The 16,014-nt window shown below is 68.9% G+C and carries 14 protein-coding genes; 6 read left to right on the top strand and 8 right to left on the bottom strand.

The features are described from left to right. The first annotated feature begins 12 nt into the window (after positions 1 to 12). The 4 genes from OG474_RS21615 to OG474_RS21600 are packed head-to-tail and all read left to right on the top strand — an operon-like array spanning position 13 to position 7,130. Complete coding sequence (locus OG474_RS21615; RefSeq protein WP_405064158.1) at positions 13 to 1,119, top strand: neutral zinc metallopeptidase; 1,107 nt, start codon at positions 13 to 15, stop codon at positions 1,117 to 1,119. Between the two features lie 55 nt (positions 1,120 to 1,174). Then, positions 1,175 to 5,107, top strand: a complete 3,933-nt coding sequence (locus OG474_RS21610) for a Pls/PosA family non-ribosomal peptide synthetase (RefSeq protein WP_405064157.1) — start codon at positions 1,175 to 1,177, stop codon at positions 5,105 to 5,107. Beyond that, positions 5,107 to 6,465, top strand: coding sequence for a M1 family metallopeptidase (locus OG474_RS21605; RefSeq protein WP_405064156.1), 1,359 nt, complete (start codon positions 5,107 to 5,109; stop codon positions 6,463 to 6,465). The genes OG474_RS21610 and OG474_RS21605 overlap by 1 nt, the downstream gene beginning before the upstream one ends. Further along, positions 6,462 to 7,130, top strand: a complete 669-nt coding sequence (locus OG474_RS21600) for a hypothetical protein (protein ID WP_405064155.1) — start codon at positions 6,462 to 6,464, stop codon at positions 7,128 to 7,130. Before OG474_RS21605 ends, OG474_RS21600 begins: the two co-directional genes overlap by 4 nt. Here OG474_RS21600 and OG474_RS21595 read toward each other — a convergent pair. From OG474_RS21595 to OG474_RS21580, 4 genes are all read right to left on the bottom strand, one after another. Then, positions 7,127 to 7,993, bottom strand: coding sequence for a LysR family transcriptional regulator (locus OG474_RS21595; RefSeq protein WP_405064154.1), 867 nt, complete (start codon positions 7,991 to 7,993; stop codon positions 7,127 to 7,129). The genes OG474_RS21600 and OG474_RS21595 overlap by 4 nt on opposite strands. 98 nt (positions 7,994 to 8,091) lie before the next feature. Beyond that, positions 8,092 to 8,571, bottom strand: a complete 480-nt coding sequence (gene ispF / locus OG474_RS21590) for a 2-C-methyl-D-erythritol 2,4-cyclodiphosphate synthase (protein WP_405064153.1) — start codon at positions 8,569 to 8,571, stop codon at positions 8,092 to 8,094. Continuing rightward, the gene (gene ispD / locus OG474_RS21585; RefSeq protein ID WP_405064152.1) at positions 8,568 to 9,278 is read right to left on the bottom strand and encodes a 2-C-methyl-D-erythritol 4-phosphate cytidylyltransferase; all 711 of its coding nucleotides are present in this window, start codon (positions 9,276 to 9,278) and stop codon (positions 8,568 to 8,570) included. Before ispD ends, ispF begins: the two co-directional genes overlap by 4 nt. Positions 9,279 to 9,314: 36 nt before the next feature. Then, the gene (locus OG474_RS21580; RefSeq protein WP_012918679.1) at positions 9,315 to 9,800 is read right to left on the bottom strand and encodes a CarD family transcriptional regulator; all 486 of its coding nucleotides are present in this window, start codon (positions 9,798 to 9,800) and stop codon (positions 9,315 to 9,317) included. Positions 9,801 to 10,077: 277 nt separating this feature from the next. On the opposite strand from OG474_RS21580, the gene OG474_RS21575 reads away from it, so the two are divergent. After that, a complete protein-coding gene (locus OG474_RS21575) occupies positions 10,078 to 10,764 on the top strand; it encodes a hypothetical protein (protein ID WP_405064151.1) in 687 nt (228 codons plus the stop codon). A gap of 93 nt (positions 10,765 to 10,857) precedes the next feature. Here OG474_RS21575 and OG474_RS21570 read toward each other — a convergent pair whose 3' ends face one another. From OG474_RS21570 to OG474_RS21560, 3 genes are all read right to left on the bottom strand, one after another. Continuing rightward, complete coding sequence (locus tag OG474_RS21570; RefSeq protein WP_405064150.1) at positions 10,858 to 11,886, bottom strand: iron-siderophore ABC transporter substrate-binding protein; 1,029 nt, start codon at positions 11,884 to 11,886, stop codon at positions 10,858 to 10,860. A gap of 99 nt (positions 11,887 to 11,985) precedes the next feature. After that, positions 11,986 to 12,663: a winged helix-turn-helix domain-containing protein gene (locus OG474_RS21565; RefSeq protein ID WP_391542241.1), complete on the bottom strand. Its 678-nt coding sequence runs from the start codon at positions 12,661 to 12,663 to the stop codon at positions 11,986 to 11,988. Then, positions 12,660 to 13,877 (bottom strand): sensor histidine kinase, encoded by a 1,218-nt coding sequence (locus tag OG474_RS21560; protein ID WP_405064149.1) that lies wholly within the window; start codon positions 13,875 to 13,877, stop codon positions 12,660 to 12,662. The genes OG474_RS21565 and OG474_RS21560 overlap by 4 nt, the downstream gene beginning before the upstream one ends. A 196-nt stretch (positions 13,878 to 14,073) precedes the next feature. Between OG474_RS21560 and phoU the strand changes: the two genes are divergently transcribed. After that, on the top strand, positions 14,074 to 14,784 hold the full coding sequence (gene phoU, locus OG474_RS21555) for a phosphate signaling complex protein PhoU (protein WP_405064148.1): 711 nt from the start codon (positions 14,074 to 14,076) through the stop codon (positions 14,782 to 14,784). 70 nt (positions 14,785 to 14,854) lie between these two features. On the opposite strand, the gene OG474_RS21550 is transcribed toward phoU, so the two are convergent. Next, positions 14,855 to 15,214 (bottom strand): hypothetical protein, encoded by a 360-nt coding sequence (locus OG474_RS21550; RefSeq protein WP_405064147.1) that lies wholly within the window; start codon positions 15,212 to 15,214, stop codon positions 14,855 to 14,857. Positions 15,215 to 16,014: the final 800 nt, after the last annotated feature.

Raw genomic sequence — 16,014 nt, 5'->3', positions numbered from 1 at the left:
AGGGCAAGACCGGTGAGCAGCCCGTACGGCGGTCCCCAGGACCGGGTCGGACCCCCACCCGGTGTCCTCCCACCACCCCAGGCCGCGCCCTGGCAGGGGCAGTACTCCGGACCTCCCCAAGGCCAGCAGTATCCGCCCCAGGGTCAGTTCCAGCAGCAGGGCCAATGGGCCCAGCCGTACTACGGCCCGCCCGGCGGACAGTTCAACGGCTTCCAGCCGCCGAAGCGCCGGGGCGGCGGAGTCCGGCTGATCGTGTTCAGCATGATGGTGCTGGTGTTCCTGGGCGTGTCGCTGGTCGTCATCGTGGTTCTGCTCGGCCGCGGCAGCGACGTCACCGCCGACCCGGGCGTGACCGGTCCGTCGATCGTACCGACGGCCACCACCAAGCCGCCGAAGGGCACGGCCGAGGACTTCCTGCTCAACGCGAGCATCTACCGGACCGGACCGCTACCGGTGCAGAACTGCAAGGCCGAGAACCTCGGTGACGGCAGTCTGGCCTCGCAGAAGGTCTACTACCAGAAGCTGTTCGCCTGCCTGAACGACGCGTGGCGGCCGATCTTCAAGGAGATCGGGCAGGAGAAGCCCGATCCGGGCCTGGTGGTCTTCGACAAGCCGGTGCAGACGCCGTGCGGCAACTTCGCACCGCTGTCCGGCCGCGTACTCGCCTTCTACTGCTACGGCAACCAGGTGATGTACACCGACGTACTGCAGATGAACAAGGCGTTCGGGTCGCAGCAGGACCTCGCGTACCTGATGACGATCGCGCACGAGTACGGGCACCATGTGCAGGGAGTCAGTGGTTTGTTCTACGCCCGTGCGGTCTATCTGCAGGACCACCCGGAGCAGAAGCTCGAGTCGTCGCGGCGTAACGAGCTGCAGGCGTCCTGCTTCGCCGGTGTGTTCAGCAAGGCGGTTGAGGAGTCCTACCCGCTGACCGGCCGGCTGGACGAGTTCAAGGAGCAGTCCAGCAACAGCTTCGGCGAGAGCCCGAACACGCCCGAGGACGAGCGCACCCACGGGCTGGCCACCAGCCAGGGTTTCTGGATCCAGAACGGCTTCAACATCGGTGCGAACAAGGCCTGCAACACCTTCGCGGTGAGTACCGATCTGGTGAAGTAGTCCACCGGCCATTCGACGTTCCGGCGTCGTTAACCGAGCGGCGTAACATTCGCCCGTGACGTTGCGACGCGGGGACCTGGCGCCGTCGGCGCGGACATTGGTGGACGTGCTGTCCGAGACAGCCACCAAGTACGCCGACGAACCCGCGCTGGACGACGGCAGTGTCAGCCTGAGCTATCGCGAGCTGATGGCCCAGGTGGAGAAGTTCGCCGCCCGCCTGACCGCGGCCGGCGTCGGTCCCGGCGACCGCGTCGGCGTCCGGATCTCGTCGGGCCACAACGACCTGTACGTCGCCATCCTCGGCACCCTGTACGCCGGTGCCGCGTACGTGCCGGTCGACGCGGACGACCCCGAGGAGCGCGCGGAACTGGTCTTCGGTGAGGCCGCGGTCGCCGCGACGGTCGCCGACGAGCTCGAGCTCACCGTGCTCCGTGAGCACCCGGCTCCGCCCGCTGAGAACGACAACGCCGACGGCTACTACGACTACCCGTACTCGGCTCGGATGGACTCCACCGAGGCCGCGCCGCCACGGCGTACCGGCGGCGGCCCCGAGCCGACCGACGATGCCTGGATCATCTTCACCTCGGGCTCGACCGGCGTACCGAAGGGTGTCGCGGTGTCGCATCGGTCGGCGGCCGCGTTCGTGGATGCCGAGGCCCGGATGTTCCTCCAGCAGGAGCCGATCGACCCGGACGATCGCGTGCTCGCCGGGCTGTCGGTCGCGTTCGACGCGTCCTGTGAAGAGATGTGGCTGGCCTGGGGCCATGGCGCCTGCCTGGTGCCGGCACCGCGCTCGCTGGTGCGTAGTGGCATGGACCTCGGCCCGTGGCTGGTCGCCCAGGGCATCACAATCGTCTCGACCGTCCCGACGCTGGCCGCGCTCTGGCCGGCCGACGCACTCGACCAGGTGCGGCTGCTGATCTTCGGTGGCGAGGCCTGCCCGCCCGAGCTGGCCGAGCGGCTCGCCGTCGACGGCCGCGAGGTCTGGAACACGTACGGCCCGACCGAAGCGACCGTGGTCGCGTGCGGCGCGCCGCTGACCGGCGAAGGCCCGGTGCGGATCGGTCTGCCGCTGGACGGCTGGGACCTCGCAGTAGTAGATGCTGAGGGCAACGAAGTTCCCGAGGGCGGGATCGGCGAGCTGATCATCGGCGGCGTCGGCCTGGCCCGCTACCTCGACCCGGTCAAGGACGCGGAAAAGTTCGCCGCGATGCCGACACTGGGCTGGGAGCGCGCGTATCGCAGCGGCGACCTGGTGAAGAACGAGGCGGCCGGTCTGCTCTTCCAGGGCCGGGCCGACGAGCAGATCAAGCTCGGTGGCCGTCGGATCGAGCTGGGCGAGGTCGACGCGGCTCTGCAGGCACTCCCCGGCGTCACGGGCGCGGCAGCCGCCGTACGGGCCAGTGCGGCCGGTAACCAGCTTCTCGTCGGGTACGTCGTACCGGACGATCCGGAGGCGTTCGACCAGTCCGGTGCGACTGAGCGACTGCGTGAGGCTCTGCCCGCAGCACTCGTGCCACTGCTGGCGATCGTGGACACTCTGCCGACTCGGACGTCCGGCAAGGTCGACCGCAACGCACTGCCCTGGCCGCTGCCCGGTATGGACTCTGACGGCCCTGCGGCCGACCTGGACGGTACGGCGGGCTGGCTGGCCGAGCGGTGGACCAAGGTGCTCGGTGCCAAGGTCACTGGGACCGACAACGACTTCTTCATGCACGGTGGTGGCAGTCTGGCCGCTGCGCAGCTGGTGTCCGCGCTGCGCGAGCGCTACCCCGAGGTGACGGTCGCAGACATCTACGAGTACCCCCGGCTCGGCGCACTGGCCGATCGACTCGACGACTCCACTCAGGTGCTGGCCGAGCCGGTTGAGCTGCGCGACATCCGGCCAACCCCACCCAGTACGCAGCTCCTGCAGACTGCACTCACGCTCGTGTTGCAGACCGTGGTCGGCGTGCGCTGGCTGGTCTATCTGTTCACCCTGAACAACCTGCTCGACCAGTTCGCCGGACCGCTGCCATGGATCCGCACGGTGTCGTGGTGGTGGATCCTGGCCGGCTGGCTGCTGCTGATCACCCCCGCTGGGCGGATGGGGATCGCTGTGGTCGGTGCGCGGCTCCTGCTGCGTGGTCTGCGGCCCGGCACCTATCCACGCGGCGGCAACGTGCACGTCCGGCTCTGGGCAGCCGAGAACCTCGCGGACGCCGCAGGTGCGGCCAACCTGGCCGGTGCGCCCTGGATCGCGTACTACGCCAGAGCGCTCGGCGCCAAGATCGGCCGCGGCGTCGACCTGCACACGCTTCCCCCGGTCACCGGCATGCTGACGATGGGCCGTGGCGCCTGCATCGAGCCTGAGGTCGACCTGTCCGGCTACTGGATCGACGGCGACCAGCTGATCGTCGGCGCGATCACTGTGGGACCGGATGCGGTCATCGGCTCACGCTCCATGCTGCTCCCGGGCGCAGAGATCGGCCGGAGCGCCGAGATCGCAGCCGGCTCGGCAGTGTCCGGCAAGGTCCCAGCAAACGAGCGCTGGTCCGGCTCCCCGGCCAGCCGCGTCGGACGCGCTCGACACCCGTGGCCCGACGAGCGTCCAGCCCGCGCCCCGTGGTGGGTGGCGGCGTACGGCGCCCAGTCCGCGGTGATGTCCCTGCTTCCGGTAGCTGCTGCCGCGGCTGCGCTGGTCGTGCTGGGCCGCGCCCTCCACGGCACCGAGACACTCGGTGAGGCGGCACTGCGGGCGCTGGGCGCGGTTCCACTCATGACACTGGTCGGTTTCGTCACCCTCGCCGTACTGACGTTGATCGGTGTTCGCCTGCTCGGGATCGGCCTCAAGCCCGGCCACTACCCGGTCCGAAGCCGGGTCGGCTGGCAGGTCTGGGCGACCGAACGGCTGCTGGACACCGCGCGGACGCTGCTGTTCCCGCTGTACGCGAGCCTGGCGACACCGTGGTGGCTGCGCGCACTGGGCGCCAAGATCGGCAAGGACGTCGAGGCCTCGACAGTCCTGCTGCTGCCGAAGATGACCACCGTCGGCGAGGGTGCGTTCCTGGCCGACGACACCATGATCGCGTCGTACGAGCTCGGCGGCGGTTGGCTGCACGTGGCCGGCGCGAAGGTCGGCAAGCGCGCCTTCCTCGGCAACTCCGGGATGGCCGCGCCCGGCCGCAACGTGCCGAAGAACGGCCTGGTCGCCGTACTGTCCGCCGCTCCGAAGAAGTCCAAGGCCGGTACGTCGTGGCTGGGCTCGCCGCCGGTGAAGCTGCGCCGGCAGGCCCTCGACGGCGACCAGAGCCGCACGTTCCACCCGCCGTTCAAGCTCAAGGTCGCCCGGGCGCTGGTCGAGCTGTGCCGGTTCGTCCCGATGATGTGCACGGTGCTGATCGCGCTCGGCGTGCTGTTCGCGCTGCAGGCGCTCGACATCTGGCTCGGTCCGTGGGCGGCGCTGCTGCTCTCCGGCGCGGTGATCCTCGCAGCGGGCGCGGTCGCCGGCGGGATGGCGACCGTGGCCAAGTGGGTCATCGTCGGCCGCACCCGCGCGGTCGAGTACCCGCTGTGGAGCTCGTTCGTCTGGCGCAACGAGGTCGTCGACAGCTTCGTCGAGCTGGTCGCCGCGCCCTGGTTCGCGAACGCCGCCGCCGGTACGCCGGTGCTCGCGCTCTGGCTGCGGTCGCTCGGAGCCAAGATCGGCAAGGGGGTCTGGTGCGAGACGTACTGGTTCCCCGAGGCCGATCTGATCACTTTGGGCGACGGGGCAACGGTGAATCGCGGCTGCGTGCTGCAGACGCACCTGTTTCATGATCGAGTGCTCTCCATGAGCACAGTCACCTTCGGGCCGGGAGCAACGCTCGGACCGCACGGCATCGTCCTGCCTGCGGCGTCAGTAGGTGCGGGGGCTACTATCGGCCCGGTGTCTCTCGTGATGCGCGGTGAAGGTGTGCCCGACGGAACCCGTTGGGCCGGTAACCCGATCGCTCCCTGGCAGGGCTGATGGTTCTCCGTAGCCACGGACAGCCAGGAGACTCGTCCGCCGGTGACCCCTACACGCCGCACCACGGCAACGGCGGGTACCACGTCGAGTCGTACGAGCTCGACCTGGACTACCGCGTCAACAGCAACCGCCTGTCCGGCAAGGCCAGCATCACTGCGGTCGCCGAGCAGGCGCTGACCCGCTTCGCACTCGACCTGTCCGGTCTGCGCGCCTCCAAGGTGACGGTCAACGGCCGCCGCGTCTCCCGGTACACGCAGCGCTCCGGCAAGCTGCACATCACCCCGGCGAGCACTCTGATGGACGGCGCCGAGTTCATCGTCGACATCCAGTACGCCGGGAACCCGAAGCCGGAGGACAGCCCGTGGGGCGGCCTCGGCTGGGACGAGCTCACCGAGGGTGTCATCGTGGCCAGCCAGCCCAGCGGCGCGGCCACCTGGTTCCCCTGCAACGACCATCCGGGCGACAAGGCGCACTACCGGATCACGATCACCACGGACTCGCCGTACCACGCCCTCGCGAACGGGCGACTGGTCTCGCGCCGGGTCAAGGCCAGTCGCACGACCTGGGTCTACGACCAGGCCGCGCCGATGGCGACGTACCTGGCAACCGTGCAGATCGGCCGGTACGACGTACTCGACCTGGCCTCGACTCCGGTCACCACGCGGGCGCTGGTGCCGCCGGGTGAGCTGCGCGATTTCAAGCACGACTTCGGTCGGCAGCAGGACATGATCAAGCTGTTCTGCAAGCTGTTCGGGTCCTACCCGTTCGGCAACTACACGGTCGTGGTGACGGACGACGACCTGGAGATTCCCCTGGAGGCACAGGGCATCTCGGTCTTCGGCAGCAACCACGTCGACGGGAAGCGGACGTCGGAGCGGCTGGTCGCGCACGAGCTGGCACACCAGTGGTTCGGCAACAGCGTCACTCCGTCGACCTGGAAGGACATCTGGCTCAACGAGGGCTTCGCCTGCTACGCCGAGTGGCTGTGGTCGGAGGAGTCCGGCGGTCTGAGCGCTGACCAGCAGGTGTCGAAGGCCTACACGCGACTGCGCGGACTGCCCCAGGACCTACTGCTGTCGGACCCGGGCCCAGAGCTGATGTTCGACGACCGCCTCTACAAGCGCGGTGCGATCACCCTGCACGCGGTCCGCCTGCACCTCGGCGACGACGCCTTCTTCGACATGTTGCGCAGCTGGACCAAGACCTACCGCCACGGCTCGGTCACCACCGCCGACTTCGTTGCCCAGGCCACTCAGTTCTCCACCGACCAGGACGCGCTCCGAGAGCTGTTCGCCACCTGGCTGGGCTCGTACGAGCTGCCGCTGCTACCCCGCTCCGCGAGGAAACGCCGTACGTGAGATACCTCCCGCTCGAGTTCTTCCTCGGAGTGGCCGCGATCCTGGTGATCACGATCGTGGCGGGCAAGCCGCTGCGCCGGCGGGGATCACCCCAGGGCCCGATGTGGCGGTACGTCGGGCTCGGCGCCGTACTGTTCGTCGTCGCCGGCCTGCTTTTCACGTTGCCGCCGCACGCCGTCCTGCCCGCGGTGCTCGTCATGGTGCTCGGGACGGTGTTCTTCACACTCGGCATCGCGATCCTCGGCGGCGGCTACTTCGGGCTACTCGGCGCGTTGGCGAGTGGGCTGGCAGCGGTCCCGCTCTTCATGACACCGACGCCGGTCGGCCTGGCCGCGGTCGGTACGACGATCACCTGCTCGGTGCACGACTACCGCGGGCGCCATGTCTCGGACTTCACCGCAGACTGTCCGGACGGCCGCAGCTATGACTTCACCACCGAGAAGCTCCGGGAATTTCCCGGTGGCAAGGTGCAGGTCATCGTTGACCCGCACGGGGTGCTGAAGCCTCAGTTCGTCGGCCAGGAACACGTCACCGTCGACCTGGTCGCCGGGATCGCGTGCCTGCTCGGTGCCGCGGGCATCGTCGCGGCGGCCGCCGTACAGCGTCGTCGGCGACACGGGCAGGTCGACCACGTCGTCAGCCCGCGCTACTCATCGGGCCCCTAGGACGCGCGGGCTACCTCGGCAGCGGCCTTGAGGAAGCGTTCGGTGAGTGGGGTGCGGGTGGACCAGGCCGCGCCGATCCACCAGGTGGCGGTGCGGCCGGGGAGTGGCACCAGACGGACCTCGCCCGGTGCGAGGCGTTCGGCAGACAGCGGTACGACGGATGGGCCGGCGCCGGATGCGGTGAGCGCCAGCATGGTCTGCAGGTCTCCCGCCTCCTGGAGTACTTGCGGGCGGCAACCGAGTTCGGCGTACAGGCCGTTGATCTGGTCGGTCAGGCCGGGCCCACTGCTCGGTGTCAGCCGGACCAGCGGGCGGCCGTCCAGCCAGCGGGCAAGGTCGCGGGGCACCGCCTGATCGATCGGCAGTGCGAGGGCCAGGCGGTCCTTGCGGAGCCGCAGGTGCTCAAGACCAGCTGGGACCGGCAGCCGGACGAATCCGATCTGCAGTCCGCCGGCTTGGAGCCGCTCGTACTGCGCGGTCGAGGACATGTCCTCCAGCGACACCGAGACCTGCGGCCAGCGGCTGCGGAAGAGTGCGACCGCCCGCGGTGCCAGCTCGATCCCGGACAGGCCGAAGCCGATCGCCAGCGATCCCTCGACCCCCGCGGCCACCTGAGCGGCTCGTCGTTCGAACGCCTCGGACCGCTCAAGCAGTTGCAGAGCGTCAGGAAGCAGCAGCTCACCTTCGGGAGTCAGCCGGGCACCATGCCGACCTCGCACGAACAGGACCGAACCGAGGCGACGCTCCAGCACCTGGATCTGCTTGGTGAGCGCAGGCTGACTCGTCGCCAGCTCCTCAGCCGCGGCCCCGAAGGCCCGCACCCTGGCGACCGTGACAAACGCCCGCAGCAATCGCAGGTCCATAACCACAGGGTATAGAAAATCGACAAAGATGTACTGGACGTGATGGATCGCCGGGCGTTTCCGTCCCAGTGAACCGGGGCCGTCGGCAACCGGTCCGGTTAGTAGATGAGGGCTGTCGCCATCGCGACGATGCCTTCGCCGCGGCCGGTGAAGCCCAGGCCGTCGCTGGTAGCGGCGGCTACCGAGACGTCGGCGCCGCAGGCCGCGCTGAGCACTTCTTCGGCTTCCTGCCTGCGCAGCAGGAACCGTGGGCGGTTGCAGACGACCTGGACGGTCACGTTGCCGATCTCGTACCCGGCGTTCCGCACCCGCTTGGCCGACTCGGCCACCAGCGTCACGCCGGCCGCCCCGGCCAGCTCCGGCTCATCGGTCCCGAAGTTCGTGCCGAGGTCGCCCAGGCGGGCCGCGCTCAGCAACGCCGTACAGATCGCGTGGGCCGCCGCGTCGCCGTCCGAATGACCTGCGGCGCCGACGGTCTCCCGCGGCCAGTGCAGGCCGGCCAGCCACATCGGGCGGCCTTCCTCGAACGGGTGAATGTCGATGCCGTTGCCGACCCGGGGAATCCTGCCCTCGATCAAACCAATCGCCTCTCCGCCAGCAGTGCCTCTGCCAGCAGCAAGTCCTGGGGGCGCGTCACCTTGAACGCGTCCGGCGACCCTTCGACCGTCTGCACAGTCACACCGAGCGCCTCGCACAGCATCGCATCATCGGTCGCCCCGACCACACCGGCCGCATGCGCCCGCCGCAGTACGTCAGGCGCGAAGCCCTGGGGAGTCTGGACCGCGACCAGGGTCGACCTGTCCGGGGTGGCAACCACCTCGCCGGACGGTCCGACCTGCTTGATCGTGTCGGTCACCGCAACGGCCGGTACGACGGCTTGCGCACCTGCTCGCACAGCCGCGACCACCCGCTCGATCGCGTCCACCGGGACGAACGCCCGGGCCGCGTCGTGCACCAGAACGCAGTCGATCCCGTCGGTCGGGACCAGCTCGAGCGCCGTCCGGACCGAGTCCGACCGCTCCGCGCCACCCGCGACCACGAGCAGGCGGGTCTCCCCGACGTACGGCAGGAGCTCTTTCCTGACGGTCTCCTCGGTCCCGGGCGGGACCGCGACCACCAAACAGACGAGGTCGGCGGCACACGCTGCCTTCAGTCCACGGACCGCGTGGACCAGCAGCGCGTCGCCACCGACCTCTCGAAACGCCTTCGGGGTCTCACCACCGAGCCTCAACCCGAGACCTGCCGCCGGAATGATCGCCGCCGTACTCATACGGCGGCGGGACAAGACAGCAGGGTCACGGGATCAGACTCGACCTGACAATCAGGACGCGAGGACCTCGTCGAGGATGGCCTCCGCCTTGTCCTCGTTGGTGTGCTCGGCCAGCGCCAGCTCCGAGACGAGGATCTGGCGAGCCTTCGCCAGCATCCGCTTCTCGCCGGCGGACAGACCACGGTCCCGCTCACGGCGCCACAGGTCGCGGACGACCTCGGCCACCTTCATCACGTCACCGGAGTGCAACTTCTCCAGGTTCGCCTTGTAACGTCGCGACCAGTTGGTCGGCTCCTCCGTGTGCGGAGCCCGCAGCACGTCGAAGACGCGCTCCAGACCGGCCTGATCCACGACGTCACGCACGCCGACAAGATCGAGGTTGCACGCGGGGACCCGGACGACCAGGTCGTTCTGAGCGACGATCCTCAAGACCAGATAGGTCTTGTCCTCACCTTTGATCTGACGGGTCTCGATGTCCTCGATGACGGCCGCACCATGGTTGGGGTAAACAACCGTCTCGCCGACTGTGAAAGTCATATGTCACGTGCCCCTTTCCGAGTCCTATCCTACCACGCGCCGGCTGGTCCGGTTCGGGCGTTTGTGCTGGTCAGAGGCCACTTCCCGCCTTGACAAACGCTTTCGGCCATGCCTCGTACGCGCGAAGACCGTTGCCGGTGACACCTTCGAGAGCCCACCCGGCGTCGGGCTCGGGCCGGCCGGGCACTACGCTGTGCTGCGCCGGAGGCCGATGACCGATTCCAGGACTCGGACCCCGCCGAAAGGCCCCGAAACAGCTTGCAGGAGAGGGATTCCAGTGCCGATCACGTTGTCCTCGCGGTCCGTCCGGCGCGCCGCGCTGGCGGGCGCCGCCGCCACTCTCAGTATCGCTCTGGCAGCCTGTGGCGCGAGCTTCAACGCCCAGACCGCCCAGCCCTACCAGGCGGCCGAGGGCACCAACGCCGCGTCCGGCGGCATCGTGGTCCGCAACCTCCTGGTCCTGGCCTCCGAGGCCGGCAAGGGCGAGCTGCACGGCGTCGTCGTCAACAACGGCACCACCGCCGACACCCTGGTCTCGATCGAGCAGGGTCCGTGCCCGGCCGCGGACAAGCCGCAGCCCGCCAAGTGGCTGTTCAGCAGCTTCGAGGCGCTGACGCTCAAGCCGGGCGCCTCGATCAGCCTCCCGCAGGCCATCGAGACCACCGCGACACCCGCTCCGAGCACCGCCGCGACCGCGACCCCGGGCACCGCCACGGCGACCCCCGGCAAGTCCACCGCGACGCCTACCGCCTCGGCACCCGCCACCCCCGTCCCCTGCGGCGCCACGCCCACCCCGCTGCCGAAGCTGCAGCCCGGCGAGGCCCTGGGCGGCAAGCCCGGCCAGATGGTCAACGTAACCATCACCTTCGGCAACGCCGGCCCCATCACCACCGACATCCCGGTCCTCACCGAGGACCACTACGCCCCGACCCCTCGCGACGACGCGTCCGCGGGCGAGCACTAGAACTCAGCCAGACGGCCGAACGGGCCGCTCCCGGCGCGGGGCGGCCCGTTCGTCGTGCCGTCGGGGCCTGTGGCCGAGGTCCCGGCGGACGTTTCAGTTGGCTGCTTGCGCGGCCTTGGTGAGGCTGGGGAGCATCTTGTCGAGCACCCAGGGGATGCTGACGACGCTGACCGAGCTCATGCCGGAGATGACCTGCGGGTCGTCCAGGGCGTAGGCGCTGCCGCGTTTGACGGCACCCAGCGACGAGTAGATCGGGTCCGCGGTGAACTTCTGCGGGCCGAGGCCGTCGACGTACGCGATCAGTACGTCGGCATCGGCGTCGGCGATCTTCTCCTTGCTGATGCTGACGGCGAACTCGTTCTTGCTGTTCGCCTTCTGCAGGGCGTCAACGCCGGGCGCGTTCACGAAGCCCATCTGGTTCAGGATCTGCACGCGGGGGTCGCTGGGCATGTACAGCCAGTTCTCCGGGCCGAAGGAGCCGACCGCGAGGGTCTTGCCCTTGAACTCGGGGTGATCGGTGGCGACCTTCTTGATCTTGTCGCTCAGGCCGGTGATCAGCTTCTCGGCCTCGGCCTTCTTACCGAGGGCCTGACCGACGAGCAGCGTCTGGTCCTGCCAGGTGGTCTGCCACGGGCGGCCCGGATAGGCGACGGTCGGCGCGATCCCGGACAGTGTCTCGTACGTCGCCTTGTCGAAGCCCTCGTACGGCGCGAGGATCACGTCGGGCTTCAGGGCCGCGATCTTCTCGAACGGGTACTTGTCGCCGGTGTCGAGGAGCTGGGTCTTGGCCGGGTCGAACCAGTCGGCCTGCCAGGCGCTGATCCCGGCGGCAGTCGGGCCGTAGGTGATCTTCGGCATCGCGACCGGGGTCTCGCCGAGGGCGTGGACGATGTCCTGAGCGTTCCAGCCGAGGGTGACGATCCGCTGCGGCTTCGCGGGTACGACGGTTTCGCCGAAGGTGTTCTTCAGCGTCACCGGGAACCCGATGCTCGCCGTACTCCCCTGCGGCTGCGCGTCGTCGGCGGCACCGCACGCGACGAGCGAGCTGGTCGCGATCAGTACGCCGGCGGCCGCACTGATCGCCCGACCTGCCCTGATCGCCGGGAAGGGGGGCAACACCATAGGGGAACTCTCCTCAGTCGGAACCTCAACTAAGGACAGCCTAAGCTAACTTCCCGGGAGATGGCAGTCAGGGGGCCATGACGCGGGACACAACCGGAGTCAGGAATCGAATTTGTAGCCCAGGCCGCGGACCGTGACCAGGTGCTGCGGGTTCGACGGGTCCTTCTCGAGTTTGGAGCGCAGCCGCTTCACGTGGACGTCGAGGGTCTTGGTGTCACCGACGTAGTCGGCGCCCCAGATCCGGTCGATCAACTGCCCGCGGGTGAGCACCCGCCCGGTGTTGCGCAGCAGCATCTCGAGCAGCTCGAACTCCTTCAGCGGCAGCCGGATCTCGGCGCCACCGACGGTCACGACGTGCCGCTCGACATCCATCCGGACCGGACCTGCCTCAAGGGTGTCCGGAAGCAGTTCGACGTCCTGACCACGACGCAGCACGGCGCGGATCCGGGCCAGCAGCTCGCGCGGGCTGTACGGCTTGGTGACGTAGTCGTCCGCACCCAGCTCGAGCCCGACGACCTTGTCCACCTCGGTGTCCTTGGCGCTGACGATGATGACCGGGACGTTGCCCCGGCTGCGCAGCGCCCGGCACACCTCGGTACCGGACAGGCCCGGCAGCATCAGGTCGAGCAGCACGATGTCGGCGCCGGCCCGGTCGTACTCGTCCAGCGCGTCCGGCCCGGTCTCCGCGACGGCGACCTCGAAGCCTTCCTTGCGCAGGACGTACGACAACGCGTCGCTGTAGCTCTCTTCGTCTTCGACGACCAGCACTCGGGTCACGAAGCTGTCTCCTTTGTGATCTGCCCTGACGGGGTAGGCGTCAGGGTGACGGCCGGCTCATCCTGGCTGGGCGAACCGGTCTGGCCCTCCGCGGAATCGAGCCGCAGTGGGAGTCTCACGGTGAACGTGGAGCCTTGGCCTTCGACACTCCAGACTCGCACGTCACCGCCGTGGATGGAGGCGATGTGCTTGACGATGGACAGCCCGAGCCCGGTCCCGCCGGTCTCCCGGCTGCGGGCCCGGTCGACCCGGTAGAAGCGCTCGAAGATGCGCTCCAGGTCGCTGGTCGGGATCCCGACCCCCTGGTCGCTGACGGTCACCTCGACCAGGTCGCCGATCGGGTGCGCGGCGACCGCGACCCGGGTACCGTCCGGGCTGTAGTTGACCGCGTTCTCCACCAAGTTGCCGATGGCAATGGACAGCTGGTCCTCGCTGCCCATCACCTCCAGCTCCGGCTCGGTCTTCACCACGATCTTGATGTCGCGGTCCTCGGCGTCCACCCGGCAGCGGTCGACCGCGGCGTCGATCACCGCGTTGATGTCGACCGAGTGCGGGTGCTCGAGCGGGTCGTCGCCCTGCAGCCGGGACAGCTCGATGATCTCCTTGACCAGCCGGCTGAGCCGGGAGGCCTCGATCCGCATCCGGTCCGAGAACCGCTGCACCGCCTCGGGGTCGTCGGAAGCTTCCGAGACCGCGTCGGCGAGCAGGATCAGCGCTCCGACCGGGGTCTTCAGCTCATGGCTCACGTTGACGGTAAAGTCGCGCCGGATCGCCTCCAGCCGGCGCTCCCTGGTCCGGTCCTCGACCAGCACGAGCACCAGCTGGCTGCCCAGCGGCGCCACCCGCGCGCTCACGTACTGCGTGGCGCCGAGCCGGCCGCGGACGATCTCCAGGTCCTGCTGGCGAATCTCGCCGTCGCGGCGGACCGAGCGAACCATGGTCAGGATGTCGTCGACCACCAGCCGCTCGCCCCGGACGATGCCGAGCACGTGGGCCGGGGCGCTCGCCTGGAGCACCTGGTCCTCAGGCCCCATCACGACCGCGGACGAGCGCAGTACCGACAGAACGGTGGCGACACCGCCCGGCACGGCGGGGTCGGGGGACTCGGGGATCTTGCGCTGAGCCCGTTCGGAAAGCATCATCGCGCCGAGCGAAAGGAGGGCCAGGGCTGCGCCGATGACGCCGCCCAGCACCGCAGCCAGCGTGGGGTCCACAGCACCGATGCTACGCGGGCAACCAGCAGGGAAAGACCGAATGAGCACCGGATGACCGGGACGCGTCACAACTGTTCATCAGGCGTTCACCACTCATCGCCGACCGGCAACCTCGACGGCATACCGTGACGGTTGGGCGGGTACTGGCCTGTCCGGCACCGGGCCACGGGCACTCAGAAGATCGGAAACGAACACAATGCGTGACAGTTACCACGAGCAGCTCGACGACATCCTCGCCGAGCTCGAGCGGATGACCCGGACGGTGTCGACCGCCGTCCGCCGGTCCACCGCCGCCCTCCTGGAGGCCGACATCCGGCAGGCCGAGGACGTCATCGCCGCCGACATCCAGCTCGACGCCGCCGGTGAGGGTGTCGAGGAGAAGGTCTTCGAGCTGATGGCGCGGCAGGCCCCGGTCGCCAACGAGCTGCGGATGCTGGTCGCCGCGCTCCGGATGGTCGCCGACCTCGAGCGGATGGGCGACCTCGCCGCCCACGTCTCCAAGATCGCCCGGCTCCGCTACCCGTCCCCCGCCATCCCCACCGAGCTGCACAGCGTCATCGCCGAGATGGGCACCGTGGCCGGCCACATGGTCGACGCCGCCGGCGACGTGATCAAGACCCGCGACGTCGACGCCGCCAGCGCCCTCGAGGCCACCGACGACGAGATGGACAAGCTCCGCACCAACCAGTTCCGCCTGATGATGGACGACAGCTGGCCGCACGGCGTCGAGGTGGCAGTCGACATCGCCCTCCTCGGCCGCTACTACGAGCGCATCTCCGACCACGCCGTCTCGATGGCCCGCCGCGTCGTCTACCTCGTCACCGGCGAGCTCCCGGTCGCCGTAGGCGGCACCGCCGCCGGCTCCGGCGCCGGTGCCTCCACCCCCAACCCCAACGGCAACGACTGACCCCGCCGTACAACGAAAGGCGCCCTAGGCAACTATTGCCGAGGGCGCCTTTTCATTGGCCTGTTCCGGCTCAGGTCCCCGTGCGCAGGACCTTGCGCGGGCCGGTGACACATCCGAAAGCGGCGAAGCCGTGCTTCCCGGCCTGTCCCACCACCGCATCCACCGGCACCCACCGGTTGTCATTGCGGCAGTCCGTGTAGCTGCGCCCGGTCCGCAGACCGTTGCACCCAAGGTCCACCAACGTCTTCCCCGCCCCGACAAAGTAGTCGGCCGTTTGCGACGTCGGCGACCGGAACAGATCGATCCCCGTGTTGGTCTCGTAGTAGCAGTCGTAAATGGGCGCGGCCTGCGCCGCCCCCACAGCCAACACACTCCCCGCTCCAGCAACAACCACCGCCACCGCCGTACTCAGCAACCGCTTCCTACCCATAGCTCCTCCGATCGGCCTCGGAACGACCCGTCACGCCGTCCCACCAGCCGCCATCGTGCGCCGCTGCCCCCCGCCCACAACACAAACCCGATCGAATCCGATCAACCCCCGACGGCCGGTGCAGCGGGGGTTGCGCTTGGATGCGGCCGGTGAGGTCTGCTCCTGGTTGTTCGCCGCTGCGGAGTCCTACTGTCGCCCAGAGCCTGTTGCGATTTGGCGGCTGCTCTTCTCCGAACCGGTTGGGGAGAGCGGGATCGCGACGGGTGTTCGGCCGCGGTGGCTGAGGGCTTTGTCTGGACAGGAACCCCTCCTTCCCGGATGTGCTCGTCCCGTCCCGCCGCTCGGATTCGGCCGGTGGGGTCCGCGGTGGCTGGTCGCCGCTGCGGCCGGATTTCCTGAGACGGGTGGCTGGGCTGGTCTGTGGCTGGGCCGGATGGCGAGGCCGGCGACCGAGGTTCCCCGTCGCCTGTGGCTGACGGGCTGTGGTTGCTCCCGACGATCAGGAGGCCTGATAGCTGACCCGCCGCCGCGGTTGGCCACTGCGGTTCGGGTCGCCTGCCTCGGCTGCCTCGGCTGCCTCGGCTGCGGAAATTTGGCTGGATATCCGTTCAAGTTGACCCTTCTCTGCCCAAATATTGAGGGGAGAAGGGTCAACTTGCGGGGAGATCCCCTCGTTTTCCGGGACCGCAACCGAAGCCCGGAAGCTCAAGCAACCGAAACCGTGGTCACCGGCCTCGCCATCCCCCTCAACCACAGACCACGCCCGCCTAGCGCTTCAGTAAATCGGCCGCCGCGGCGAC

The sequence above is a fragment of the Kribbella sp. NBC_01505 genome (genome assembly GCF_045040285.1).
In the GTDB taxonomy this organism is placed as follows: Bacteria; Actinomycetota; Actinomycetes; order Propionibacteriales; family Kribbellaceae; genus Kribbella.
Note: the sequence above shows the minus strand (reverse complement) of the source record. Positions and strands in the feature narration are given on the sequence as shown.

Excerpts from the sequence above, each read along its gene's own strand:
- OG474_RS21550 (WP_405064147.1), bottom strand. The coding sequence starts at position 15,214 with ATGGGTAGGAAGCGGTTGCTGAGTACGGCGGTGGCGGTGGTTGTTGCT.
- OG474_RS21580 (WP_012918679.1), bottom strand. The coding sequence starts at position 9,800 with ATGACTTTCACAGTCGGCGAGACGGTTGTTTACCCCAACCATGGTGCG.
- phoU (WP_405064148.1), top strand. The coding sequence starts at position 14,074 with ATGCGTGACAGTTACCACGAGCAGCTCGACGACATCCTCGCCGAGCTC.
- OG474_RS21570 (WP_405064150.1), bottom strand. The coding sequence starts at position 11,886 with ATGGTGTTGCCCCCCTTCCCGGCGATCAGGGCAGGTCGGGCGATCAGT.
- OG474_RS21595 (WP_405064154.1), bottom strand. The coding sequence starts at position 7,993 with ATGGACCTGCGATTGCTGCGGGCGTTTGTCACGGTCGCCAGGGTGCGG.
- OG474_RS21605 (WP_405064156.1), top strand. The coding sequence starts at position 5,107 with ATGGTTCTCCGTAGCCACGGACAGCCAGGAGACTCGTCCGCCGGTGAC.